The 24,865-nt window shown below is 72.8% G+C and carries 21 protein-coding genes; 15 read left to right on the plus strand and 6 right to left on the minus strand.

What is annotated here, in order from left to right:
- The first annotated feature begins 4 nt into the window (after positions 1–4).
- On the plus strand, positions 5–1,012 hold the full coding sequence (locus WMF27_RS29580; protein ID WP_437765526.1) for a zf-HC2 domain-containing protein: 1,008 nt from the start codon (positions 5–7) through the stop codon (positions 1,010–1,012).
- A gap of 77 nt (positions 1,013–1,089) precedes the next feature.
- On the opposite strand, the gene WMF27_RS29585 is transcribed toward WMF27_RS29580, so the two are convergent.
- Both WMF27_RS29585 and WMF27_RS29590 read right to left on the minus strand, forming a co-directional pair.
- Positions 1,090–1,590, minus strand: coding sequence for a TIGR02266 family protein (locus WMF27_RS29585; RefSeq protein WP_437765525.1), 501 nt, complete (start codon positions 1,588–1,590; stop codon positions 1,090–1,092).
- Between the two features lie 129 nt (positions 1,591–1,719).
- Complete coding sequence (locus WMF27_RS29590; RefSeq protein ID WP_437765524.1) at positions 1,720–4,302, minus strand: glycosyltransferase family 39 protein; 2,583 nt, start codon at positions 4,300–4,302, stop codon at positions 1,720–1,722.
- A 612-nt stretch (positions 4,303–4,914) separates the two neighbouring features.
- On the opposite strand from WMF27_RS29590, the gene era reads away from it, so the two are divergent.
- Positions 4,915–5,847: a GTPase Era gene (gene era, locus WMF27_RS29595; protein ID WP_437765523.1), complete on the plus strand. Its 933-nt coding sequence runs from the start codon at positions 4,915–4,917 to the stop codon at positions 5,845–5,847.
- Entirely contained in the window at positions 5,844–7,640 is a 1,797-nt protein-coding gene (der, locus tag WMF27_RS29600; RefSeq protein WP_437765522.1) for a ribosome biogenesis GTPase Der, read from the plus strand. The genes era and der overlap by 4 nt, the downstream gene beginning before the upstream one ends.
- A gap of 92 nt (positions 7,641–7,732) precedes the next feature.
- Here the strand turns inward: der and WMF27_RS29605 are convergent, their stop codons facing one another.
- Positions 7,733–8,875: an ArsA family ATPase gene (locus tag WMF27_RS29605; protein ID WP_437765521.1), complete on the minus strand. Its 1,143-nt coding sequence runs from the start codon at positions 8,873–8,875 to the stop codon at positions 7,733–7,735.
- A gap of 163 nt (positions 8,876–9,038) precedes the next feature.
- On the minus strand, positions 9,039–9,578 hold the full coding sequence (locus tag WMF27_RS29610; RefSeq protein ID WP_437765520.1) for a hypothetical protein: 540 nt from the start codon (positions 9,576–9,578) through the stop codon (positions 9,039–9,041).
- Between the two features lie 71 nt (positions 9,579–9,649).
- Between WMF27_RS29610 and WMF27_RS29615 the strand changes: the two genes are divergently transcribed.
- The 3 genes from WMF27_RS29615 to WMF27_RS29625 all read left to right on the plus strand — a co-directional run bounded on the left by WMF27_RS29615 (position 9,650) and on the right by WMF27_RS29625 (position 13,283).
- Positions 9,650–10,384, plus strand: a complete 735-nt coding sequence (locus WMF27_RS29615) for a tyrosine-protein phosphatase (protein WP_437765519.1) — start codon at positions 9,650–9,652, stop codon at positions 10,382–10,384.
- A 73-nt stretch (positions 10,385–10,457) separates the two neighbouring features.
- Positions 10,458–11,072, plus strand: coding sequence for a TetR/AcrR family transcriptional regulator (locus WMF27_RS29620; RefSeq protein ID WP_437765518.1), 615 nt, complete (start codon positions 10,458–10,460; stop codon positions 11,070–11,072).
- Between the two features lie 90 nt (positions 11,073–11,162).
- On the plus strand, positions 11,163–13,283 hold the full coding sequence (locus tag WMF27_RS29625) for an ATP-binding domain-containing protein (protein WP_437765517.1): 2,121 nt from the start codon (positions 11,163–11,165) through the stop codon (positions 13,281–13,283).
- On the opposite strand, the gene WMF27_RS29630 is transcribed toward WMF27_RS29625, so the two are convergent.
- The gene (locus WMF27_RS29630; protein ID WP_437765516.1) at positions 13,231–14,613 is read right to left on the minus strand and encodes a serine/threonine-protein kinase; all 1,383 of its coding nucleotides are present in this window, start codon (positions 14,611–14,613) and stop codon (positions 13,231–13,233) included. The genes WMF27_RS29625 and WMF27_RS29630 overlap by 53 nt on opposite strands.
- A gap of 292 nt (positions 14,614–14,905) precedes the next feature.
- Between WMF27_RS29630 and recA the strand changes: the two genes are divergently transcribed.
- From recA to WMF27_RS29650, 4 genes are all read left to right on the plus strand, one after another.
- Complete coding sequence (recA, locus tag WMF27_RS29635; RefSeq protein ID WP_437765515.1) at positions 14,906–16,081, plus strand: recombinase RecA; 1,176 nt, start codon at positions 14,906–14,908, stop codon at positions 16,079–16,081.
- Positions 16,082–16,101: 20 nt separating this feature from the next.
- Positions 16,102–16,611, plus strand: coding sequence for a SixA phosphatase family protein (locus WMF27_RS29640; RefSeq protein WP_437765514.1), 510 nt, complete (start codon positions 16,102–16,104; stop codon positions 16,609–16,611).
- 298 nt (positions 16,612–16,909) lie between these two features.
- A complete protein-coding gene (locus WMF27_RS29645) occupies positions 16,910–17,770 on the plus strand; it encodes a hypothetical protein (protein WP_437765513.1) in 861 nt (286 codons plus the stop codon).
- A gap of 187 nt (positions 17,771–17,957) precedes the next feature.
- Positions 17,958–18,929, plus strand: a complete 972-nt coding sequence (locus tag WMF27_RS29650; RefSeq protein ID WP_437765512.1) for an HDIG domain-containing metalloprotein — start codon at positions 17,958–17,960, stop codon at positions 18,927–18,929.
- Between the two features lie 63 nt (positions 18,930–18,992).
- On the opposite strand, the gene WMF27_RS29655 is transcribed toward WMF27_RS29650, so the two are convergent.
- Positions 18,993–19,727, minus strand: a complete 735-nt coding sequence (locus WMF27_RS29655; RefSeq protein ID WP_437765511.1) for a hypothetical protein — start codon at positions 19,725–19,727, stop codon at positions 18,993–18,995.
- Positions 19,728–19,866: 139 nt separating this feature from the next.
- On the opposite strand from WMF27_RS29655, the gene WMF27_RS29660 reads away from it, so the two are divergent.
- From WMF27_RS29660 to WMF27_RS29680, 5 genes are all read left to right on the plus strand, one after another.
- Complete coding sequence (locus WMF27_RS29660; protein WP_437765510.1) at positions 19,867–21,288, plus strand: hypothetical protein; 1,422 nt, start codon at positions 19,867–19,869, stop codon at positions 21,286–21,288.
- A gap of 101 nt (positions 21,289–21,389) precedes the next feature.
- A complete protein-coding gene (locus WMF27_RS29665; protein ID WP_437765509.1) occupies positions 21,390–22,595 on the plus strand; it encodes a serine/threonine-protein kinase in 1,206 nt (401 codons plus the stop codon).
- Between the two features lie 139 nt (positions 22,596–22,734).
- On the plus strand, positions 22,735–23,202 hold the full coding sequence (locus WMF27_RS29670; RefSeq protein ID WP_012238595.1) for a peroxiredoxin: 468 nt from the start codon (positions 22,735–22,737) through the stop codon (positions 23,200–23,202).
- A 276-nt stretch (positions 23,203–23,478) separates the two neighbouring features.
- Positions 23,479–23,859: a hypothetical protein gene (locus WMF27_RS29675; protein WP_437293875.1), complete on the plus strand. Its 381-nt coding sequence runs from the start codon at positions 23,479–23,481 to the stop codon at positions 23,857–23,859.
- Between the two features lie 386 nt (positions 23,860–24,245).
- Complete coding sequence (locus WMF27_RS29680; protein ID WP_437765507.1) at positions 24,246–24,767, plus strand: hypothetical protein; 522 nt, start codon at positions 24,246–24,248, stop codon at positions 24,765–24,767.
- The last annotated feature ends 98 nt before the right edge of the window (positions 24,768–24,865 follow it).

Here is a 24,865-nt window from a genome sequence, read left to right on the forward strand (position 1 = left end):
GCCTATGGACTGCGAGAAGTTCGACCAGCACGTGATGGACGCGCTCTACGACGAGCTCGACGAGCTGACGTATGCGGCCATGAAGCGGCACATGGACGGCTGCGCCCGGTGCGCGTCGGCGTTCGCGGGGCTGCGCGCGGCCCGCGACGTCGGCGCCTTGCCGTTCGAGGAGCCGAGCGAGGAGCTCGAGGCGCGGATCCTCGACGCCGTCGAGGTCGCGCAGAAGAAGACGCCGTTCCGGCGCAAGGCGCTCCGCGCGCTGGCCTGGGCCGGCAGCCACGCGATGCGGCCGCAGCTGGCGATGGCGGCGCTGTTCGTGCTCGTCATCGGATCGAGCCTGCTGCTGCTGCGGCCGAAGACGGGCGTGGCGCCGGTGCGGGTCACCGAGTGGGGCCAGCCCGCGTCGTCGGATCAGCACGAGGCGCCCCGCGCCGCCGCGCCCACCCCCGCGGCCGTCGCGATGGAGGAAGGCGACGGCCGGCGCTCGGCCGAAGCCAAGGCGAACGAGGCGCCCAGGGCGGAGGCGGCGAAGGAGAAGAGCGCGCGGGCGCCCGCGTCCCCGGACGACGGCGCGAGCGCCGCGTTGCACGAGGCGCAAGCGCTGCAGCGCAAGTCGGGCTGCGCGGCCGCCGTCGGCAAGCTCGACGAGGTCGGCGCGCAGTACCCGGGCACGCCGTCAGCGCACGCCGCGATGTGGGAGGCGGCCCGCTGCTACCAGGCCTCCGGGGACACGGCGAAGGCGCGCGAGCTGCTGCTCGCGCTGCGCTCCGCGAAGGGCTACGGCGACCGCGCCGAGCAGCAGCTCGCGGGCCTCGAGGCGAACGCCGCCGGCGCGCAGGCGCAGAACTCGGCGCCGGCGGCCGCCGCCCCCGCCGCTGCGGCGCGGCGCGCTGCGCCCAAGGCGGCGATGCCCGCGGCGCCGCCGCGCGACGCCGCGGAGCAAGGCGCTGCGGAGCAAGGCGCCGCGGGCCCCTCGCAGGCGGCGCCCGCCGACACCGCGACGTCCCGCTGACGGATCGCCGGCGCGGCCCGCGCCTCCGCCGTCCCCGGCGCCTCGACCTCACCGCGCCCGCCGCGGCGGCGCCAGCGTCAATTCGATCTCACCGGCGCGTCGCGGATGTAGGCGATCGTCCTGATCGTGCCGACGATGCGCTCGCGATCGTCCGGCGTGAGCTCGACGAAGCGGATCCCCATGCCCGGGTTCGGGTTGTCGTGGAGGGGGCGCACCTCGTTGATCCACTGCACCGTCCCCTCGAGCACGTACGAGCCGTCGTTCCCCGGCGGCGAGAAGCGGAGCGTGAGCCGCGTGCCGATCGAGAGGGGCTGCGTCGTGCGGACGAAGATGCCCATCTCCGAGATGTTGGTGATGGACGCGTAGAGGAACGTGTCATCGGTCTCGCAGTCCACGAGCCAGGTGACGTCGAGGCGCTCGGACGAGCGTCGGTCGAGCGAATCCGGGGCGGGGACCTCGTGCTCGGCGTCCTCGCCGGGGCGATGCGCGTCGCCGTAGGCGCCGGCTTGCGCGCAGGACGGCGGCGTACCGCCCGGCGCGTCGGGCGGATGGTTCGAGTCCCCACGGCCCCCGGTCATGAGTCTGCGACTAGCCGCTTTCCGCACGCGCGTCGAGGGCGCTCGACGAGGAGGAGCACGCGTGCGTCGCCGGGCCGCGCAAGACGAGCCGCGCACCGCGGCATGCGTCGGGCCCCCCACGAGGGCAGCTCACCGCACGCGGATGACGCCGCCGCGGATGCGGTCCTCGTGCTCCGGCCCGCGCGTCACCTGAAAGCGCGTCTCACCGGCGAAGAGGCCGAAGTAGAGCGTATAGTCGCCCGGGGTGAAGTTGGGCTCGAGCTGGAGCTCGTGGTCGTCCACGACGACGTCGCCCGGCTGCCACAGGCTCAGCGGGTAGCGCCCCTCGAGCACGGGGTGGTCGCCGTTGTATCGGCGCTGGAACCCGTCGATGTGAACGAACATCTTCCAGTTGCCGGTGATCGGCCGATGGACCCGGAAGTAAGTCCGCAGGTGGTAGCTCTTCTGAGGGACGACGCTCGAGACCTTCTGGCCGTCGTCGTCGGTGAGCTCCCAGCCGAGCACCTCCAGCTGATCCTCGAGCATCGCGTCGAGCGGGTTCTCGGGAGCGGCGGGCTCGTCGAGGACGATACGGCCGAGCCAGCTCTCGTTCGGCCTGCCCCCGAGCTCGTTCGACGCAAGGAGGATCTGGCTGGAGCGGCCGTCGAGCACGGGCAGGTTGCGCCGGTAGCGCTTGCGAAAGAGGCTGTTCAACCGGGGCAGATCGTCGGACTTCACGACGAGCCAGCGGCGAGCGGCGGGAACGACCGGAGCGGCGGCGCCGTCCAGCGGGCTCCCCGCGGCGGTGAGCCAGTCGAACGCCTGCAGGACATCGGTGAAGGAGGTGACCTCGCCGCCCTGGTAATAGGCCGCCGTGCGGCTCCGGACGCCGAGCGTCGCGAGCGGCTCGCCGGGCTTGTGAAGGGACTCGTGGGACGCGAAGACCTCCTTCGGCGAGAGCTGGGCCGCGAGCGCCGGATAGTACCAGAAGCTCAGCGCGAAGCCGGCGACGAGGCCGGCGAGCGGCGTGCCGACGGCGCGTGGGAGGGAGGCGCGCGCGACGGCGTGGCGGAACGCGTCGCGCGCCACGAGGAGCAGCACGGGGCTCGCCGCCATCACCATGGGCAGCGCCCACCAGGCGTTCATCCCGTACGCGGCGAGGTGGTCCGGCATCCTCGCCACGGTGCCCCACCCGATGCGCTTGCCGACGAAGAGCATCGCGCCGACGCCGACGAGCGCCGCCTCGATGACGATCAGCAGGAAGAGCAGGTTGCCGTTCCAGATGCGAGCGAGCTCCGCGGCGCCGGCGTGCACCTCGTCGAGGACGCGCCGCGCCCACGCGCTGAAGCTGCGATCGAGCTCGCGGGGCTGCTCTTCGAACCAGGTGAGCGAGACGAGGCCGGCGAACGCGAGCAGGACGAAGCGCATCGCCGAGGCCGCTTCGCCCTCGAAGCTCTTCGGGAAGACGGGCTTGTCGACCGAGAAGACGCTGAGCGCCCTGTCCGGTGAGGTGACGAGATCGCGGTAGAGGACGAACGCGAGCACGGCGCAGCCGACGGCGAGCGCTCGCGAGGAGGGGGCGCCGCGCTCGAGATCGCGGATGGCGAGCGCGGCGATGGCGGCGAGGAGCGCGGGGCCGCTGAACGGGAGCGCCCCGGCGTGCGGCGCGAGGACCGCGAAGGCGCCGTAGGCGAGCGCAGACGTGACGATCAGGGCGATCCGGACGCCGGCCTCGCGATCGAGGCAGGGGGCGACGACCTCGCCCGCTCGGTCCGCGGCGGGGGCCCGGAAGAGCCGGCCGACGGCGAACGGCAGGAAGGCGCTCCATGGAAAGAGGGCGTGGCCGAGCTGGCGCAGCGTGAGATCGAACGTGGCCTCGACCGGCGGCTTCTTGAGGAGCGCCACGCCGAGGGCGCGGGGGAGCGGCTCGCCGGCGCTCGAGCTCGCGAGCACGAGGGCGCCCTGCGCCGCCGCCGCGACGCCGAGCACCAGCGCGGCGGCGCCCACGAGGTCGCCCAGCGTGGGCCCCCGGCCTTCCGGCGCGGGCCAGGCGCCGGACGTCCGGAGCAGGAGCCAGGTCAGGCCGGCGCCGAGCGCGGGGACGGCGACCCCGATCAGCAGGCCGCGGCTGAGGTATCCGGCGACGACGCCGAGGAGCCCCACGGCGAGCCACGCGGCCGACGCGAGCAGAGCGCCGCGCTGCGCCCCTCGCCCGCCCTCGAGCAGCGCGCCGGTCAGCCCGCAGAACGCCATCGTGAGCGCGGCCATCGTGACGATGTCGCCGAGCAGGGTGCGCGCCTGCATCACGTAGAGCGGCATCGTCACGAGCGCCGCGACGCCGTAGAGGCCGGCCCTTCGATCGACGAGGCGGGCGAGGAACTCGTAGAGCACGAGCGCGCCGGCGAGCCCCCACAGCGCGAGCGGGAGGCGCCCGGCCCAGTCGTGCAGGCCGAACACGCGGAAGCCGAGCGCCATCGACGTGAACCCGAGCTCGCCCATGCCGAGATCGGTCAGGGTCGGCAGCTGCCCGGGAGCGTCGGGGAAATCCACGCCGCGCGCGCCGAAGACGTGGATGGCGATGCGGCGGGCCAGGTCGGCGCGGTCGAGCTCGTAGGGGTCCCAGATGCCGCTCTTGCCGATCAGCGGCAGCAGCGCGACGGCCGCGAGCGCGACGGCCGCGAGCCTCGCGAGGCCGGCGCGCCCGCTCCCGGCGGCCGCGCGGTCGCGGTCCATGGCCGGCGCGTCACCGATCTCAGCCGAGCGCGCCTCGAGAGGGGGCGCCTCGGCGCGGGGTGGGGCTCCGCTCGCGTGCGGGTCGGGGGCGGCGGGCGGGGCTCCGCGCTGTGGGTCCCCTCGGTGGACGCTCGACATGCAGGGCATCCCCTTACCGCCTTCGCGCGCGCGTGACCACGGATCGTGGGGAAGCGTTTGTAGCCTCCCTGGGCGTCTGCTATCGCGCGCGGCGTGGTGAAAGCCCGTCCCCAGAGCGCGCCCCAGGGCGCGAAAGCGCGCCCGCAGGCGCCGAAGCCCGCCCCGGCCGCCGGTGGCCCCCGTCCTGCCAAGAAAGGTAGCGAAGGCAGCCGCCGGGGAGCGCCGTCCGGCGAAGAGCCCCGGACGAGCAAGACGAGCAAGAAGAGAAGCCCCACGGCGCGCTCGTCCGGCGCGGCCCGCGGCCAGACGGGGCGTGGATCCCGCCCTGGTGGCGACACGAAGGGGCGACCGCTCTCGGAGCGGGCGGGCCGGACGGCAGGCGCGCGAGGCGCCGCGCAGCAGCAGCGCAGGAAGGCGGCCGAGCCGAGGCGGACGGAGGAGACCGACGCCTCGCTGCCGAAACGATCCGGGCGCGTGGCCCTGGTCGGGCGCCCCAACGTGGGCAAATCGACGCTGCTGAACGCGGCGCTCGGTCATCCGCTCGCGATCGTCTCGCCGACGCCTCAGACGACGCGCGACGCGATCCTCGGGGTCGTGCACCACGGCCCGGCGGAGATCGCGCTGCTCGACACGCCCGGACTCCACCGGCCGCGCACGGAGCTCGGGCGCGTGATGAACCAGGCGGCGCGCGAGGCGGCGCGGGGCGCCGACGTGATCGTGTTCGTGACCGAAGCGCCGGATCCCGCGCGCCTGCCGCGGCGCGTGAAGGAGGGGGAGGACGGCCCGCCGCTCGCGCCGCACCCGAGCGATCTGACGTTGCTCGCGGACCTGGGGAGCGACGCGCCGGTGGTGTTCGTGCTCAACAAGGTCGACCGGATGCGGGACAAGGCGCTGCTCTTGCCGCTCCTCGACGCGTTCGCCAAGCTCCGGGATTTCGCGGCGATCGTCCCCATCTCGGCGCTGCGCGAGGACGGCGTCCAGCGCGTGCTCGACGAGGTGGCGAAGCTCTGCCCCGAGCGCGACTGGGGCTTCGCGCCCGATGAGCTCACCGACAGGCCGACGCGCTTCTTCGCCGCCGAGTACGTGCGCGAGCAGATCCTGCGCGCGACGAAGGCCGAGGTGCCCCACGCGAGCGCCGTGCAGATCGAGCGCTACGTCGAGCCGACAGGCGAGGGCGCGCTGCACATCGACGCGACCATCCACGTGGAGCGGCCCGGGCAGAAGAAGATCCTGATCGGCGCCGGCGCGGAGCAGCTGAAGCGCATCGGCACGGAGGCTCGGCTCCGGATAGAGGAGCTCGTCGGCCGGCAGGTGAACCTCAAGCTCTGGGTCCGGGTGACGCCGGAGTGGCGTGAGTCGCGGGAGCGGCTGGACGAGCTCGGTTACAACAAGGGAGAAACCTCGTGAGCGCGGCAAAGCCAGCCCTTTCCAGATCGAACAAGCGCAGCCAGGGAGCCGCCGGAGGCGGGCGGACGGCGAAGAAGGGCGACGCCCCCGAGAAGAAGAGGGGCGGCGTCGCTCCAAGGAAGGGCGCTGCCGCCGCCAGGAAGGGCGCTGCCGCCGCCAGGAAGGGCGCTGCCGCCTCCGGGAAGGGCGCTGCCGCCTCCGGGAAGGGCGCTGCCGCTCCCGGAAAGAGCGCAGCGGCCCCCGGCAAGGGCGCTGCTGCTCCCGGAAAGAAGGCGGCGGCGCCCGGCAAGAGCGCCGCCGGATCGAAGAAGGGCAGCAGATCAGGCCCGAGCAAGGGCCGTGCTCTCGCCGAGCCGATCGGCCACGAGGCGGCGCAGGGCAGGGAGGAGCTCGCGGCGGACCTGGCCGAGGAGATCATCGCGGCCGCCGAGGACGCCGCGGCCGATGCGCCTGCGCCGCCCCCGTCGGCCGGGATCGTGGCGCTGGTCGGGCGGCCCAACACCGGCAAGAGCACGCTGTTCAACCGGCTGATCGGCAAGCGCGTCGCGATCGTGCACGACGAGCCCGGGGTGACCCGCGATCGCCACTACGGCGACGTCACCTCGCGGGGACGGCGCTTCACGCTCATCGACACGGGCGGGTTCGACCCCGAGAGCGATGATCCCATGCGGCAGGGGATCAAGCGGCAGATCGACCTCGCCATCGCCGAGGCCGACGTCATCGTGTGCGTGCTCGACGCCGTGACGCCGGTCACGCCGTCCGAGCACGCCGAGCTCGGCCTGCTGCGCCGCGCCGGCAAGCCCGTGATCTACGTCGCCAACAAGGCGGACTCGCCGAAGGCCGAGGCGGAGGCGGTGGAGCTGTATCGCCTCGGGATGGAGCGGCTCCTCCCGATCAGCGCCCTCCATGGCCGCGGCATCTCGGATCTGGAGATGGCCATCGAGGCGGCGCTCCCCGCGAAGCCCGCGGCGCCCGAGGAGTCGGCCGCGGGGGCGCTCCGCATCGCCATCATCGGGCGGCCCAACGCGGGGAAGTCGTCGCTCGTCAACCGCGTCGCGGGCGAGGAGCGCATGCTGGTCGACGCGACGCCCGGCACGACGCGCGATCCGATCGACACGCTGGCCGAGCGCGACGGGAAGCGGTTCTTGCTCATCGACACGGCCGGCATCCGGCGCAAGTCGAAGGTGACGAAGGAGGACAGCGCCGTCGAGGCGGTCAGCGTGATCCACGCGATCCGCGCCATGGAGCGGGCGGAGGTCGTGCTCCTGCTCTGCGACGCGGCCGAGGGCGTGGCCGAGCAGGACGCGAAGATCCTCGGCCTCGCGGTCGATCGCGGGTGCGGCGTCGTGATCGGCCTCAACAAGATCGATCTCCTCGACCGCAAGGCGCTCGCCAAGGCGGAGCAGGACGCCCGCGACAAGCTCTCGTTCGTGTCGTGGGCGCCGATCGTGCACGTGAGCGCGCGCAGCGGGCGCGGCGTGGCGAAGCTCATCGAGACCGTGGCCCAGGTGGCCGACGCCTACCGGAAGCGCGTGCCCACCGGGGAGCTCAACCGCTTCTTCGAGCAGATCCTGCTCACGCACCCGCCGCCGACGCACGGCGGCCGCGCGCCCCGCCTGTTCTTCGTCACGCAGGCCGAGACGTCGCCGCCGCTGTTCGTCGTCGTCGCGAGCGATCCCGCCAAGCTCCACTTCAGCTACCGGCGCTACGTGGCGAACCAGCTCCGGCAGGCGTTCGCGCTGGAGGGCGTGCCGGTCCGCGTGAAGTACAAGGAGCGCAGGCGGCGGGGATAGGCGGGGATAAGCCGGGGGCAGCCCAGCTGCCTCCTCACCGACCGCTCCGGGTTACCCCGGGGCAGCCAGAAGAACCGACGAGCTGCCCCGGGCTACCCCGCCGCCCCGGGCAGCGGCGCCAGCACGTCGGCGATCCTCGCGAGCCCGGCCACGTCGTGGATGTCGTACGGGAACGCCGGGACGTCGACGCGGACGCTGCCGGCGCTCTGCTCGTCTTCGAGCGCCGCCTCGAGGGCGATCAGGTTCAGCTGATCGAGCTTGCCCATGCGGCTCTCGTCCTTGGCGGCCTGGAGCAGGCGCGCCGCGGCGCCGGGGGCGAGCGCAAGGCTGCTCCCGTCGAGCGCGGCGGCGATCTCGCCGACGCCGGGGAGCGCGCCGTACACCGGGTGGACGCGGTTCACGACGAACGCGTCGCGATGCATCTGCTGCTCGCGCAGGCGATCGGCGAAGTACAGCACCTCGCGCACGCAGAGCGGATCGGGCGTCGTCACGAGCACGTAGGCCACGTCGGGGCCGCGGAGCGCCGACGCCACCGCGTCCGCCCGCTGCTTCCAGCCGCCGAAGACCGCGTTCATCTCGCTGATGAACCCCGCGATCTGCTCGAGGAAGCCGCTGCCGGTCAGCTTGCCGATGCCCCGCAGCACCGCGGCGGTCGAGCGCGCCAGCAGGTTGAGCGAGAGCTTGCCGGAGCTCTGGAAGGCCTGCACGAACCACCGCGTCGCCGCGCCGTCGATGGCGCCGACGAGGCGCTCCGGCGCGTCGAGGAAATCCAGCGCGTTCGCCGTGGGCGGCGTGTCCAGCAGGACGAGGTCGTAGCTCGGGTCGCCCCTGACGGCGTAGAGCTTCTCCATCGCCATGTACTCCTGCGTGCCCGCGAGCGACGTGGAGATGTACTTGTAGAGGACGTTGCCGAGGATCCGGTCGCGCTGCTCGGGCGTGGGGGCGAGCGACGCGACGAGGCCGTCGAAGGTCGACTTCGTGTCGAGCATCATGACCGTCATCGAGCCGGGCACGTCGACCCCCGCCCTGGCGAAGCGGACGGGCTCGATCGTCTGCGCCTCCGTCGTCATCTCCTCGAGCCCGAGGCTCTGGGACAGCCGGCGCGCCGGATCGATCGTCAGGCAGAGGACGCGCTTGCCGCGGCGGGCAGCGGCCAGGCCGAGCGCTGCAGTCGTTGTCGTCTTGCCGACGCCGCCGCAGCCGACGCAGAGGATCACCCTGCTGGAGGCCAGCAACGGGGCCAGACCGGCGTGGTCTGCCTGAAGGGACGCGTCGACGGCGGGCGGGCTGTTCCGAGGGGGTGCGAGCGAGCCGGGCATTGCGCGCGACCTGAGGCCGCGGCCCCTTGTAGCACGAACCCGGGGGGTGCGAGCGCCCAGCCTGCGGCGCAGCGACCGCTCAGGCGGCGCGGAGGATGCGCAAGCACCCCGCAGCGGCCCGGGCAATGGAGGCGCCACGCTCCGCCGTGCCGCCACGGCCGCAGAGCAGCACCTCGCCGCCTGACACCGAGAGGCTCTGGACCTCGACGTCGGCGGTGAGCGTGGCGATGCGCGAGCCGACCGCCGCGCTCTGCACGGCGTCCGGGTTGGCGAGGAGCGGAGCGTAGGCGGCGAGCTCCTCACACGCCGGCCACGCGCCCGCCCCGGCGACGAGGCAGCCGCTGTCGTCCACGAGGACCACGACGTCCAGGTTCGCCTCCGCGCGGGTCGTCGAGAGCTGGTAGTGCAGCGCGGTGACCGGATCGTCGCTGCGGCGGCGCCGCCGCTCGGAGGTGGGGATCCCCTCATCCTGGGCCGGTGTGCCCTGCTCGACCGAGGGTGCGCCGGGATCGACCGGGCGCTCTGCGCGGCCTCCCGGCCTGCCGCCGCGCTGGCCGCCAGCGCAGCCATCCGACGCGAGCTGAGGCACAAGCTGCTGGTTCGATAACGAGAGCGACACGAACACCTCCTCGACGCGAAGGATGGTCGCAGCGCACGAGGGCGGCCAACTTTGCTAAGTTCGGAGCGACGATGCGCGGCTTCATCGATCTGCACTCCCACTGGGTCGCGGGCGTCGACGACGGCGCCCGCACCGTCGAGGAGAGCCTCGCCCTCCTCACCGCGCTCCGCGGCGCCGGGTTCGACACCGTCGTGGCGACGCCGCACATGCGCCCCGGGATGTTCGACAACACCCGGCAGGGCCTCCAGGCCGCCTACGACGCGACCTGCACCGCGCTGCGGGCCGCGGCCGGCGCGCGCGACCTGCCCGCGCTCGATCTCTCGTCGGAGCACTTCTTCGACGACATCGTCTTCCAGCGCCTCCTCGACGGCAGCGCCCTCCCCTTCCCGGGCGGCCGCGCCGCGCTCGTCGAGTTCCCGACCCGGAGCTTCCCCGCCCGCGCCGCGGAGCGGCTCTTCGACCTCAGCCGCCGCAAGCTCCGCCCCGTCATCGCCCACCCGGAGCGTTACGAGCCCGTCTTCGACGACATCGCCTCGCTCGATCCGCTGCTCGACGCGGGCGCGGTGCTCCTCCTCGACGTCGCCGCGCTCACCGGCAAGTACGGGCGCACCCCCCGCCGGGCCGCCGAGCAGCTGCTCGAGGCCGGCTACTACTACGCCGCGTGCAGCGACGCCCACGCAGCCAAGGACGTCCCCGACGTGCGCGACGGCATCAAGGCGCTCTTCGCCAGGGTCGGCGAGGAGGAGGCGCGCTTCATGCTCCTCGACGGCCCGCGCGCGATCCTCGAAGGCACCGTCGACCCCTGAGGCCGCGATCCGCCCGCTCGCTTGACGCGCCGGCGCCCGTCGCTATAAGTGAACGCAACGTTCATTATTCACCATGGCGCAGTACCTCAAAGACGACGTCCAGGAGAGCATCACCTCCGCCGCGCTGATGATCTTCGCGCGGAAGGGGTACGAGAGCGCGACCATGGCCGAGATCGCCCGGGCGGCGGGCGTCTCGACGGGCAACATCTACCGGTACTTCGCGAACAAGGACGCGCTCTTCTACGGGATCGTCGACGACGGCTTCGCCCGCGCCTTCACGATCCTGCTGCGCCGCCGCGTGAAGGCGCTCGACGGCGTGGAGGACGTCCGGGCGCTCCCGCCGACGGCCGCCTACCACCTGATCTCCGAGGAGCTCCTCCGCTTCTGCATCGAGAACCGGCTGCGCGTCGTGATCCTCCTGGGGCGGGCCGTCGGCTCCAGGTACGAGCGGTTCTCCGAGGGGACCGTCGAGCGCCTCATCGCGCTGGCGATAGAGCACTTCCGCGCCCTCGACCCGTGCCTCTCGGTGACCGAGGCGATGCGGTTCAACCTGGACCAGATCTACCAGGGCTTCGTCAGGACGATGGTGAACGCCCTCGCCCGCTTCGAGGACGAGGACGCCATCCGGGAAGCGGTCCACGGTTACTCGAAATACCACCTTGCCGGACTCAGGAGCTTCTTCGCGTAACCTTCGCTTTGCCTCGCCTCAAAAGTGAACGAACCATTCACCCATCGAGCTCGACCCCTCGCGGAGGCGAGGGGCGCAAGGAGGCCCATCATGCTGGAGAGCACGCTTGATCTGCCCGTCGAGGCGCGCGCCGTCCTCGAGGAAGAGGCCACGCTCCTCGAGCGCGTGCGCGCCGCGCTGGACAGGGCCCAGGAGCGCGCGGCGCGCGTCGGCGGGCGCGCGCCGCGCGAGCTCAGGTCCGTCGCGGCGCTCCGGGAGCTCCGCGACGAGGCCGCCGCGGCCTCGGCCGACGATCTGCCGGCGGTGCTCCTCGAGATGAGCGTGCGGCAGCGCCTCATCGAGCAGGAGCCCAGGGAGGCGCTGCCCGACCCGCTCTGCCCGTACCTCGCCCACCTCCGGATCGACGAGGGCAAAGGGGCGAAGGACTACCTGCTCGGCCACGCGACGTTCCTGGATCCGTCGGCCGACGTGCGCATCCTCGACTGGCGCGTCGCGCCGGTGGCGCAGATCTTCTACCGGTACCGCGAGGGCGACGAGTACGAGGAGGTCTTCCCGGGGCGCGTGGCCGAGGGCGTGGTGAAGGCGCGCCGCATCGTCGTCGTGGAGCGCGGCGCCCTCACCCGGATCGTGGGCGACGGCCTCGTCCTGACGCGGCGAGGCGACGGGCGATGGACCCTCGCCGAGCGCGCGGCGCTCGCCATGCAGCCGGGCGGCGCGGGCACGGCCGCCCGCCCCGGGAGCCTCGGCGTCGGCGCCGGCGCCACGGACCACGCGAAGGCCGCGGAGGTCACCGCCCTGCTCGACGCCGACCAGTACGCCGCCGTGTGCGCGCCCCCCGAGCAGCCGCTCCTCGTGCTCGGCAGCGCCGGGAGCGGAAAGACGACCGTGGCGCTGCACCGCCTCGCCCGGATCGCCGCGCTCGATCCGGCGCGTTGCCCGCTCTCGGCCATGAACGTCGTCGTCCCCGAGGAGGGCCTCGCGCGGCTGTCGCGCCGCCTGCTCTCGCCGCTCGGCGCGGGGGAGGCCCAGGTGAAGACGCTCGACGCCTGGTCGTCGGCGACCGCGCGCGAGGTCTTCGGCAAGCCGATCGCCCTGTGCGACGATCCCCCGGCGCTCGTCTCCAGCCTCAAGCGCCACCCGGCGCTCTACAGTGCGCTGCGCGAGCGGTTCGCCAGGCTCGCCCCGGCGAACACGACGCTCCCGCGGCTGCGCCGCCGCCTCGCCGACGTCTTCACGGATCGAGGGTTCCTCGAGGGCGTCGTCGCCGCCTCGGGCGGGGACCTCCCCAGGAGCGCCGTCGAGGAGACCGTCCGGCACACCCTGCTGCAGATCGCCGAGCCGCTCGACCGGCAGCTCGCCTCGATCACCGTGGCCGAGAGGAAGCGGGCGCTCGACGGCCGCGCCATCGCGGAAGGGACGCCGGACGAGCTCGCGGGGACGCTCGACGTCGACGATCTGCCGATCCTGCTCTTCCTTCGCGCCGCTCGCCGCGGCCTGGACGGGGCGGGGTGGTCGCACCTCGTGCTCGACGAGGCCGAGGACTTCTCGCTGTTCGAGCTGTTCGTCCTGGGAAAGCTCCTTGGCGAGACGCGCAGCGTCACGCTCGCCGGCGACGAGGCGCAGCAGACCTCCTCGAGCTTCGCCGGGTGGGACGCGGCGCGAGCGGCGCTCGGCGTGGGCGACGCGGCGACCTGCCGCCTCGCTGTGTCGTACCGGTGCCCGCGGCCGGTGGCGGAGCTCGCGCGGCGGCTCCTCGGCGAGCTCGCGCCCGAGGCGCCCGCGCGCGCGGCCCGGGACGGCGCGCCGGTCGGGCTCTTCCGCTTCCCGAGCGAGGCGCAGGCGCACCTGTTCCTCGCCGGCGCGCTCCGCGACCTCGTCGGGCGGGAGCCCCGCGCCTCGGTGGCCGTCATCGCGCGGGACGCAGGCGCCGCGCGGGAGCTCCACGCGCTGATCGCGGAGCTGCCGGAGGCGAGGCTCGTGCTGGAGGGAGCGTTCTCGTTCGAGCCGGGCATCGACGTCACCGACGTGGACAGCGCGAAGGGGCTCGAGTTCGACTACGTCGTCGTGCCCGACGCGACCGCTGCGGCGTACCCGATGAACCACGAGGCCCGCCGGCGGCTCCACGTCGCGGTGACGCGGACCTCGCACCAGCTCTGGCTCATTTCGGGAGCGGCGTGGTCGCCGCTCCTCGGCGACGTGGGGGCGAGCTGACGCTCGCCGCGGCGCCCTTCGGGCGCGGCCCGGCCGGCGCGGAGACGGCGGCGGGCGGGAGCGGGCTGTCCCTCACCGCCGCGATCCCGGCGAGCGCGACCCCGAGGACGGCGGCCCCGAACACCAGCAGCGCCTGCAGCCAGCGCCGCTGGGCGGGCGAGGGCTCCGCCTCGTCGTCGGCCGAGCGATCCCCGGGATCGAGCGACTCGAGCGCGGCGCGCAGCTGCTGCGTGCGGAGGTGGGACGCGGCGCCCAGGATCTGTCCGAGCCAGCCGGCGACGAGCGCGTCGTTGCCCGGGTTCGCGGCGCCCGGGATCGCCTCCTCGAGCGCGCGCATGAGCTTCGCGGCCGTCGCCGTGCGCGCGGTGGGCGACTTGGCGAGCGCCTCGGAGACGAGGCGATCGAGCGCGGGCGGGATCGGCTCGGGCGGCGGCGGCGCGCTCAGGCGCTCCGCGAACCCGCGCCGGGACGGCGCCGCCCGCGACGACAGCGGCGCGGCAGGCCGCTCGCTCGCGATGTGGGTCATCGTGCTCTCGCTGTCGTCGGCCTGGAAGGGATGGGCGCCCGACAGGAGCTCGTAGAGGAGCACCCCGACCCCGAAGAGATCGGACCGCCGATCGCACGGCTGCCCCCGGATGTGCTCCGGCGCCATGTACGGCGCGCTGCTCCGGAACAGGAACGCGCCCCCCTCGCCGCCCGCCGCGCCCGCCGCGCCCACCGTTGAAGCGCGCCCGCCGTCGCCGCGCAGCGCCTGCGGCCGTCGCTCGGACATCCGCCCTTCCTCGAGCTTCGCGATGCCGAAATCGACCATGCGGACGAGCCCCTCGGACGTGATGAGGACGTTGTCCGGCGAGACGTCGTAGTGCAGGAGCTCCCGGGGGTTGCCGCCCTCGTCCCGCAGCTCGTGCGCGGCGTCGAGGGCCGCGCAGATCTGGTAGGCGAGCCTCGCCGCGACGAGCACCGGCGCCGGGCGCCCGCGCGCGGCGCGCAGCACCGACGAGAGCGGCTCCCCGCTCACCCACTCCATGACGTAGAAGAACGTGCCGTCCGTCTCGCCCAGATCCACGACGGGCACCACGTTCGGGTGCCTGATGCGCGCGGCCAGCGCGGCTTCGTCGAGGAATGTCTGGACGGCGTCGGGATCGGGCGAGAGCTCCGGGCGAAGCACCTTGATCGCGAAGAGCCGCTGAAACCCGTGCTCCCGCCTCAGCCGCGCCGCCCAGACCTCACCCACGTCGCCTGCGGCCACCCGCAGGACGAGCTCGTACCGACCCAGGGAAAACCCCGGGAAAAAGCGCCCCCCGCCCCCCACGTGGAAGATGTGGCGCACAGTTGAAGAGCCCGCCAGTGCTCCCTGTGTGCGACGATCACGATTGTTGCCCTGGTTGTGAGACTCGACCTCAACCAGGAACCGCTTCCGACCGCGACATCACCGCCCTCCGGAGCGCCTGCCGGGCCGGCCCGCTGCTCGGACGTTTTCGGTCCTATCCGGGATGCGGAGGTCTTGCTTCCTGAACAACCGGACAGTAAAGCTGCCGGAAACTGTTGCCCCGCGCGTCGTGGGTCCACCTCCGCGGTCCCCCCGCCGTCGCCCCCTCCCATCGCTCCCTCCCGAGGTACGCATGAGTGACGAGAAGAACACCAAGCAGAAGTCTGCCGCCCTCGAGCTCGCGATCGCCAGCGTCGAGAAGGAGTACGGCAAGGGGGCGATCATGCGCCTCAAGGACGGGCAGACGCTGCACGACGAGGTCGCGGCCGTGGCGACCGGCTCGCTCGGCCTGGACATCGCCCTCGGCATCGGCGGCTACCCGCGCGGCCGCATCGTCGAGGTCTACGGGCCGGAGTCGAGCGGCAAGACGACCCTCACCCTCCACGCCATCGCGGCCGTCCAGCGGGCGGGCGGGACGGCGGCGTTCATCGACGCCGAGCACGCCCTCGACGTGAACTACGCCAAGAAGCTCGGCGTGAAGACCGACGAGCTGCTCATCTCCCAGCCCGACTACGGCGAGCAGGCGCTCGAGATCGCCGACATGCTGGTCCGCTCGAACGCCGTCGACATCATCGTCGTCGACTCGGTCGCCGCGCTCGTCCCCAAGGCCGAGATCGAGGGCGACATGGGCGACAGCCACGTCGGCCTCCAGGCCCGGCTGATGAGCCAGGCGCTCCGCAAGCTGACCGGCACGACCTCGCGCTCGCAGTGCCTGCTGATGTTCATCAACCAGATCCGGATGAAGATCGGCGTCATGTTCGGCAGCCCCGAGACGACGAGCGGCGGCAACGCCCTCAAGTTCTACGCCTCGGTCCGGCTCGACATCCGCCGCATCGGCGCCATCAAGGAGGCCGCCGCGGGCGGCAAGGAGCCGGCGGTCGTCGGCAACCGGACCCGCGTCAAGGTCGTGAAGAACAAGATGGCTCCCCCGTTCCGCGAGGTGGAGTTCGACATCCTGTACGGCCAGGGCATCAGCCACAGCGGCGACGTCATCGACCTCGCGACCGAGGCGAGCATCATCGAGAAGAGCGGCTCCTGGTTCTCGTTCCAGGGCGAGCGCATCGGTCAGGGCCGGGAGAACGCCCGCACCTACCTCGAGCAGCACCCGGCGGTGCTCGACAAGATCGAGTCGATGGTCCTCGCGAAGCACGGCATCTCGCGCGTCGGCGGGGCCGCCCCGACGAACGGCGCCGCGAGCCCCGGCCCGAAGGGCGGAGCCGCGGCCGAGGCCCCCGCGCAGGCGAAGGGTCGCGGTGAGGCAGCCCCGTCCGGCCAGGACGCCCGCCGTCCCCCGGGCAAGACGAACTGACGCCGGCCGCCACCGACGCCATGCACCTCTACGTGATGCGGCACGGCCCGGCGGAGGAGCGGGCGACCAGCGGGCGCGACGCGGACCGGAGGCTCACCCCCGAGGGCCGCGAGCGCGTGGCGCGGGTCTCGCTCGAGCTCCACCGCCTCCGGGGCGGCGCCCCGCTGCCGCTGGTGCTCGCGAGCCCCCTCGCGCGCGCGAGAGAGACCGCCGAGATCGCGGCGCCGATCTGCGGCGCGCCGGAGGTCGCGCTCCGGGACGAGCTCGCGCTCGACGCCGGGCTCCCGAGCTCGCTGGTCGCCGTGCTCGCCCGAGGCGGCGCCGACGCGCTGCTCGTCGGGCACCAGCCGAACGTCGAGCACCTCGTCCGTACGCTCGTCGACACGCCCGGCCGGGGCGCGACAGCGCTGCTCCCCGCCGGCTTCTGTACTGCCCTGGTCGTCGCCCTCGAGCCGGAGCCTTCCCGGCGCGCGCAGGGCCGCTGGCGCATGACGCAGATCCTCGATCCCCGGGCGCTCGCCTCGCGATGAGCGAGGCGCTGCGCACGGCGCCCGGTCATGGCGGGAGAGAGAGCAGGAGCAGAAGACGCGCGTCCGAGGCGGAAGGCGGCCCGACCGGCGCAGGCGCTCGTGGCCTTCACACCAACCACATGAATTTGCAAAGAAAATCCAGATCACCGGCGAGCGGCGGCCGGGACGCCGTCCGTCTCCCTCCGGTGGGGCCGGCCCCCCCGCTTCCATAGTCACAAATCCGAATGATTTCGATGTTCTCGGCCGCTCGCTTGACAAGGATCCCACCCGAGAATACGCCCAAATAAGGAGGATTGAGATGGCGGGACAGATGGCCTTCCCCTTCGCTCAACCCCCTCCAGGCCGTCTGTCGCGCAGCGGTGGGAAGGGCGCGGCGCGTACTTCCCTGCTGCCGCGTGTCGCCCGGGCGGTCGTCCGGGTGCCGGACCCCCGTCATCATCCGATCGACATCGATCTGCCGCCGGGCCAGCCGCACATCTACGTGCACGAGGGGGCGCGCCAGGCGCTCATCCGGCGGCTGGAGCTGGCCCAGAAGCGGCCGGTCCTCCTCTCGGTGACCGACAACTACCGGCAGATGATCTCCTCCTCGTTCCGGGAGGGCATCCTGCAGGCGCGCGTCCACCACATGTTCCTGGATGCGCCGACGGTCGTGCAGGAGGCGCTCGTCCGGTACGTCGTGACGCAGGACCGGGCCGCCTCGCTCGTGGTCGGCCAGTACATCGACGAGAACGGCCACCGCATCCGGGCGAGCCGGCCGGTGAGCACGCCGCTCTCGACGCAGGGGCGGACGCACGACCTGCTGATCCTGTTCCAGAAGCTGAACCACGGGTACTTCGGCGGCGGGGTCGACGCGCTGATCACCTGGGGCAAGCGGACCAAGGCGCGGAAGCCGCGGCGCACCATCAAGCTCGGGAGCTACTCGGCGGTCGAGCGGCTGATCCGCATCCACCCCGTGCTCGACCGGCCCTGGGTCCCCCGCTACTTCATCTGTTACGTCATCTACCACGAGATGCTCCACCACGTGATGCCGGCGAGCCACGGCCACGGGCGCCGGATGCTCCATCCGCCCCAGTTCCTCGCCCGCGAGCGGCTCTTCCGCGACTACGAGCGCTCCCTCGCCTGGGAGAAGGACCACGTGGGGCGGCTCCTCCGCACCTGACGCATCCATCGCCTGCGGACGCACGTCATCCGGCGGCGTGTCGAGCGACGAACGCGACGAACGCGACGAACGCGACGAACCATTGCGCGAAGGTGCGGCTGGCTCTAAACCGGCGAACCCCCGTTCGGGCCGCGCCAGCCGGCGCCCCGTGGGCGACCCCGTAACCTCGAAAGTGTGGAAGGCCAGCGTGCAGGAGATTCTCACCCAGGAAGCGAGCCCGAAGCGGGCGATGGAGGCCCTCGAGTGGGCCGTCCAGCGAGCAGAGAAGGCGGAGGCCGAGCAGCCCGAGGCGGGCGCCGAGCCACGCGCCTCGTCCAGGGTGATCTCCGGGCGGCCCGCCGACTTCAAGGCCGCGGCCGCCGCCCACCTGCCCGACGTCCGCAAGCTGCTCGACCGGGTCATGATGAGCGACGACGCCGAGGCCGGGCTCGACGCCCTGCTCGAGTCGGGCGCCCTCGCCGCGATGCTGCCCGAGGTCGAGGCGATGGTGGGTTTCGGCGACGGGGAGTGGCGCCACAAGGACGTCTGGAAGCACACGAAGCAGGTGGTGCGTCAGGCCGTCCCGAGGCTCGAGGTCCGCTGGGCGGCCCTGCTCCACGACATCGGCAAGACGAGGACGCGCTCCATCTCGCCGACGGGCGAGGTCCACTTCTTCGGTCACGCCGAGGTCGGCGCGCGCATGTTCGACAAGATCGACCGGCGGCTGCCGCTCTTCACGAAGGAGGATGCGCTGAAGAGCAGCATCCGCTTCCTGATCCTGCACCACCTCCGGGCGAGCCAGTACGACGCGTCGTGGACCGACAGCGCGGTGCGCCGGTTCGCCAAGGAGATGGGCGGTTGCCTGAAGGACGTGCTCGACCTGTCGCGGGCGGACATCACCACGAAGCGGCCCGAGAAGAAGCGGAAGGGGCTGAAGCAGATCAGCGAGCTCGCCGAGCGGGTGCTCCAGGTCCAGGCGGAGGACGCGGTGGTGCCGCCGCTGCCGAGCGGCATCGGCGACGCCATCATGCATGCGTTCGGGCTGCCGCCGTCGCGGCGGATCGGCGAGCTCAAGCGCGCGCTCGAGGAGTCGGTCGAGGCGGGCGAGGTGGCGTCGCACCAGGAGGCGGACGTCTACATCGCGTTCCTCCGGGAGCACGCGGGGCGATTCGCGATCTGAGGGCGTGGAGCGGAGCGCCCGGAAGGGGGTGCCGGCTGCCCGGCCCCCATGAAATCAAGGCGCTCAGCGCAGAGGCGCTTCGCAGGTCACGCAGCGCTGGGGGACGCCTTCCTTGTGGTAGTGCTCGCCGCAACGGCCGCAGAGACGAGCGTCGGCCTCGAAGGCGATCAGCTTGTCGGTCGCCTTGCAGCGGAGGCCGGCGACCTGCGGCGGCTCCAGCGAGCGCACCTCGCCGGCGGCATCGTCGGGCGGAGGCAGCGCGCCTTCCTTGATGTCCGCCGCACGCGCGGGGATACGCGCCCTCGCCTCGGCCAGCACGCGCGCGGCCGCCGCGAGGTGCGCTCGCAGCGGGATGGCGATCGCCGTGCCGCTGCCCTGGACCGTGAGCGCGGTCTCCGTGAGCAACAGGCCCGTCACATCGTGCCAGCCGATGCGCTCGATCTCGCCAGGCCCGCTCTCCAGCCCCACCCCGGCGTCACCGACACGAAGCGACTTCATCGACCACTGACCGAAGAGCCCCACCGCCGCCCCGAGGAGCAAGGCGCCGAGGAGCAGGTACGTGGCTGCCGGGTGCGCGCCCGCGTCCTCGCCCCGGAACCACTGACCGTAAACACCCGCCCCGGCCAGCAGCGCCGCGACGGACATGCCGAGCATCGTGAGGCCGAGCTCGAGCGACGCCTTCGGCTCGAAGCGCCGCTCGCTCCGCGGATCGGTCCGCTGCCGCAACACGATCTCACCGCCCTGCCCCGTGGTCCCCGAACCCTTGCGCTTGCGCTTCACCGGTCTGTCGGCTGCCATCGGCGGCTTCCTATCGGAGGAGACGCCCGGACGCAAAGGGGCTCAGCCCAGGCCAGCGCTCCGCGCGAGCAGCCAGGCGGGAGCCGCACCCCGCCCGCGCCGCAAGGACGGAGAGGTATGCTGGGACAGGATGCTCTCGATGCCCAACGCAGCGACGTACGTCCTGCCCGCGCTGGGCATCGGGCTGGCAGCCCTCGCGATCCTGGGGCCAGGCTCGCCGCGCATGGCCACCGGCGTGCGCGTGTGGGGGACGCCCATCGCCGGAAGCGAGGCGCTGGCGCTCCGCATCGAAGGGGTGCGCCGCCTCCACGGCGCCGACGATCCGGCGGCGATCCGGCAGATCGAGGTGAGCGCCGCGTCCGCAGGGGCGCCGCTCGGACGATGGACCGGCTCGCTCGACAGGGACGGCATCGGCGAGGCGCTGCTGCGCGCGCCGGCGGGGCTGCGGGAGCCGGTGACCGTGCGGATCGCGCTGGGCAGCGACACGCTCCTGGAGCGGCAGCTCCCGCTGCTGCCGCCGCTCCCGGCGGCGGACACGAGCGCGCTGCCAGGCGCGGCGCACGCGACCGCGCTGCCAGGCGCGGCGCACGGGGAGCTCCGCCTGCAGGTCACGGCGGCGCGGGGAGCCCTGGCAGCTCCGTTCCCGGAGCGGGTGCGCGTCGCGCTCGAGACGCAGGACGGAACGCCCGCGGCAGGGGCGCGCCTCGAGGCGAGCGCCGTCGGGGCGGAGCTCGCGGGGCACGGCGGCGGTCCGGCGCAGATCACGGCCGATGCGCGCGGCGCCGCGGAGCTCACGCTCAAGCCGCTGGCGCACACGGTCGAGCTCACGCTCCGCGCGACCCACCCGGGGAGCGCACCGCCAGGGGCACGGACCGCGAGCGGCACCTGGGAAGGGAAGCTGCCCGTGATCCCGGGAGCCATCTGGCTCGATCCGGGCGGCCTCGATGGCGAACGGCCCGAGCTCCGGTTGATCTCCCCGACGCCGAGGCCGCGCGCCTACGTCTCGATCGGAGGTGCGCGCGGCCGTGCGCGCGGGACGATCGTCCCGCTCGCGGGGGACGGCGCGGGCTTCTTCTCGGGGAGGGTGGCGCTCCCGGACAGCCCCGCGCCCGGGGAGGCGGACTGGGCCGTTGTCGCGAGCGACCCCTACGAGCAGGGCGCGGGCACGGTGGCCTGGCCGATCGCGCCCGCGGCGGCGTCCGCCTCGCCGCGGCGCGTGGCGCTGCTCGCGGACGGGATGCCGGCGGCCGAGGCGCGCGAGCGGGCCCGCGCCTCGCATGCGCGGCGCGCTGGCCTCGCGGTCCTCGCCGCGTCCGCGGCGGCGCAGGTGCTGCTGCTCGCGCTGCGATCCAGGACCGCGCGGCGCCGCCTGGAGGCGCACGTCGCGGCCGCCTCGGGCGGCGAGGGCAAGGACGGCGCCCACGGCGCGCCGCTGTCCAGGGAGGATCGCGACCGGCTGCTCGCCGCCGTGCGGGCGGAGCCGCTGCTGTCGGCGCTCGCCCTCGCCGCGCTCGTCGGGCTCTCCTTCGCGGCGGTCGCGGCGCTCGCCACGTTCCGGTGACCCGAGGGCGCGTGCCGTCTCGTGGATTTGATCCGCGGCGGGTCCCGAGCCGCTAGACTGGACGGCCAGGCGGCACGGGGCGGGAGGACGATAGACAGGGCATGTCCGAGCAGCAGCGGTACCGGGTCATCAAGCGCCTCGCCTCCGGGGGCATGGCGGAGGTCTTCGTCGCCGAGAGCGCGGGGATCGAAGGGTTCAAGAAGCAGGTCGCGATCAAGCGCGTCCTGCCGCAGCTCAGCAAGAAGGAGCAGTTCATCGCGATGTTCCTCGACGAGGCGCGCCTCTCGGCGCACCTCTCGCACTCGAACGTCGTGTCGGTGTTCGACATCGGCGTCGGCGACGGCACCTACTTCATCGTCATGGAGTACGTGGACGGCGCCGACCTGAGGGCCCTCCTCGATCACCAGAAGAAGGTGGGCCGGCCGATGACCGTCGAGGTCGCCGTCTTCATGGCCGCGAAGATGTGCCAGGGCCTCGCCTACGCGCACGAGCTCGCGACCGCGGACGGAAAGCCGCTCCAGATCGTGCACCGGGACATCACGCCGGCCAACGTGCTCATCACCCGCTACGGCGAGGTGAAGATCGTGGACTTCGGGCTCGCGAAGGCGTCGAGCCAGCTCGCCGAGAGCGACGCGGGCATCATCAAGGGGAAGTTCGGCTACCTGGCGCCCGAGACGGTGCTCGAGCAGGGCGTCGACCAGCGCGTGGACATCTTCGCGCTCGGGATCATCCTCTGGGAGATGCTCGCCGGGCGCCGGTTGTTCCTCGGCGACTCCGACTACATCACGGTGCGGCTGGTGCGCGACGCGGTGATCCCCTCGCTCCAGCAGGTCAACAGCGATGTGCCGCGCGAGCTGGAGCAGATCATCCGCCGCGCGCTCGCCCGCGACCCGGCGGCTCGCTACCTGTCGGCGCGCGAGCTCGGCCGCGACCTGACCCGCTTCCTCTACCGCTACGGCCGCCCGGTGAGCGAGGACGACGTCGCCGCGCTCGTAGAGCGCGCCAAGGGCGGGCCGGCGCGGGCGGTCGACGGGACGCAGAAGATCGCCGAGCTCATCGACATGATGCTCCTCGAGTTCAAGTCGCTCACGAAGGAGCCGACCGCCGGCGGCAGCGGCCTGAGCCTGCTGCCCACCCTGGAGGGCGCCACGATCCTGACGCACGGGGACGAGCACCCGAGCTCGCCGCCCCCGCGCAGCGAGGGGCCGCTCGGGGGGCTCGCCGACGAGCTGGAAGGCCCGGACGCGCTCCAGGACGAGTCCTCGTCCTCGGTTACGGCCTGGTTCCGGGGGCTCATCCCGCGCTAGATCGCGCGTGGGTAGGCCAGGCCAGGCCAGACCAGCGACGTGACGTCCGCGCCGCTGCGCTGTCCCATCCGTCCCATCCCATGACCCGTCACCGGCCAGGGGGAGCGTTCCTCCGGCCCACAGCAAAGGCAAAGAGAAGATGAGCGTCGAGATTGGAAAGCCGTTTCCGCGCTTCGCCCTGCCGAACCAGGACGGCAAGACCGTGAAGCTCGAGGATTTCGCGGGCAAATGGCTCGTCCTCTACGTCTATCCGAAGGACGACACGCCGGGATGCACGATCCAGGGCAAGTCGTTCACCGCCTCCAAGGCCGATTTCGACGACGCCAACATCGCCGTGGTCGGCGTCAGCGAGGACGACGTCACGTCGCACAAGAGCTTCTGCGACAAGTTCTCGTTCACCATCGACCTGCTCGCCGACACGCGCCACGAGCTGCTCAAGGCCGCGGGCGTCGGGCAGAGCGAGTGGAAAGGCACCCTGTACTGGGACCGGACGACATTCGTCATCGATCCGTCGGGCGTGCTGCGAAGGACCTATCTGAAGGTGAAGCCCGACGGGCACGAGCAGGCCCTCCTCAAGGACATCGCGGAGCTCAAGGCCCAGGCCTGAACGCCGCGACCGCCTGCGAGGGGGCAGGGCGCATGGAGGAGCGCGCTCCACTTGCGCAAAAACTTGCTCACGCTGGATTTGCTGGCATGTCGCCCCTACCCTGTCGCCCTTGTGGCACGACGCCCTCCTTTTGCTCCCGGTCGAATCGCATCGCTCACGGTCTTCGCGGCGATCGCCGCGGCGGCGATCGCGAGCGCTTCCGTGGTGGGCGCGTGTAAAGGCGCGGGGGGCGGCGGGTCCGGCGGCTCGAGTACGGGCGACGCCAGCGGCTGTCCGATGGGGCCGAGACAGGCGCTGTTCACGATCACCGTGCGCGCGAGGGGCGCCACCGTCCCGCCGGATACCACCGTTCACATCGCGTGGAGCGCCGCGGACGAGCCGATCTTCGTCCTGAGCGATCCGACCACCTGGAAGACGCTCGACGAGGCCAACCTGGTGTGCGCCGTCGATCGCGCGCAGCCTCCTCCCGAAGCGCTGGAGACGCTCGTCTGCGAGCTGTGGACGGCCGGGGTGACGTGGGTGAAGATCTCGGGGACAGGCTACGACGACTTCGAGCAGACGCTCGCGCCCGTCATGAACGAGGAGTGCGAGAGCTTCGTGCCTCAGAACGTCGATATCGAGCTCGTCCCGGCGGTGGACGGGGGAACGGGGGAGTAGCTCGCCGAGGGTCCCGGGAGCGGGGCTCTCGGTGCCCGCGCCGCGCGGGCATCGTCGGGAGCTGCGCCGCTCGAACCCCACCGCGCCCGTGTCTCTCCGCGGTTCGCCGCCGGCGCGGCGGTGTCTGCGGGCGGCGCAGCGGTCTCCGCGGGCGGCGCAGCGGTGGCTGCGGGCGGCGCAGCGGTGTCCGCGGGCGCCTCGGTCGCCCCTGGCAGTGCCGGAGGCGACTCGGCGACCGGCGCATACGACTCCGCCGCCGGCGCATACGACTCTGAAAAATCAAGGACTGGACGCGGACTTAGCGTGTATGCGCCGGAAGCCTGCTGCCGCTTTGACGAGCTCGCTCGGTCCCCGTACGGTCGCCCTTTCATGCGGGAGGTTTCTACGTGCAAAACAAGGTAGGAAACAACGTCCCCTCGGAGAAGGTGATCCAGGGGCTGGTCGAGGAGCTGTCGTCGCTTGAGGAGAAGGTGAAGAAGTTCACCGTCGAGCTCACGGCGGAGGAGCGCAAGGCCACCACGAAGATGCGCACCGGCGGCGAGCCGATCGCCAGGCACGTCGGGGAGCTCGCCGATGCGAACGGCGTGACGCTCCCCAAGATCAGCGTCGAGGGGATGAAGGCCGATCTGCTCCTGATCGAGCGCATGAAGCCGCTCCAGGCCGCCGTCGACGATCTCGCCCAGCGGATCGCCGACACCATCCTGCAAGCCCAGAGCGAAGCGTGGTGGGCCGCGACGGCCTATTACACGACGCTCTCCCGGATGGCCGCCGCGGACGCGAAGCTGGAGCGCTCCCTGAAGCCGGCGGTCGACTTCTTCGCGATCGGGCGGCGCAAGAAGCCCGCCGAGCAGCCGGCGGACAAGAAGCCCGCCGGGGAGCCCGCGGCGCCGGCGGACGGCGACGCGTAGCGACCGCTCGGGAGGCTGAGCTGGTCGCCAGAAGGGCGCTCGCGCTGCTGGCGATCCTAGCGCGCCGAACAGGTTGAAACCCCGAGAAGGAGCAGAAG

Source organism: Sorangium sp. So ce281 (genome assembly GCF_051527395.1).
In the GTDB taxonomy this organism is placed as follows: domain Bacteria; phylum Myxococcota_A; class Polyangia; order Polyangiales; family Polyangiaceae; genus Sorangium; species Sorangium cellulosum_B.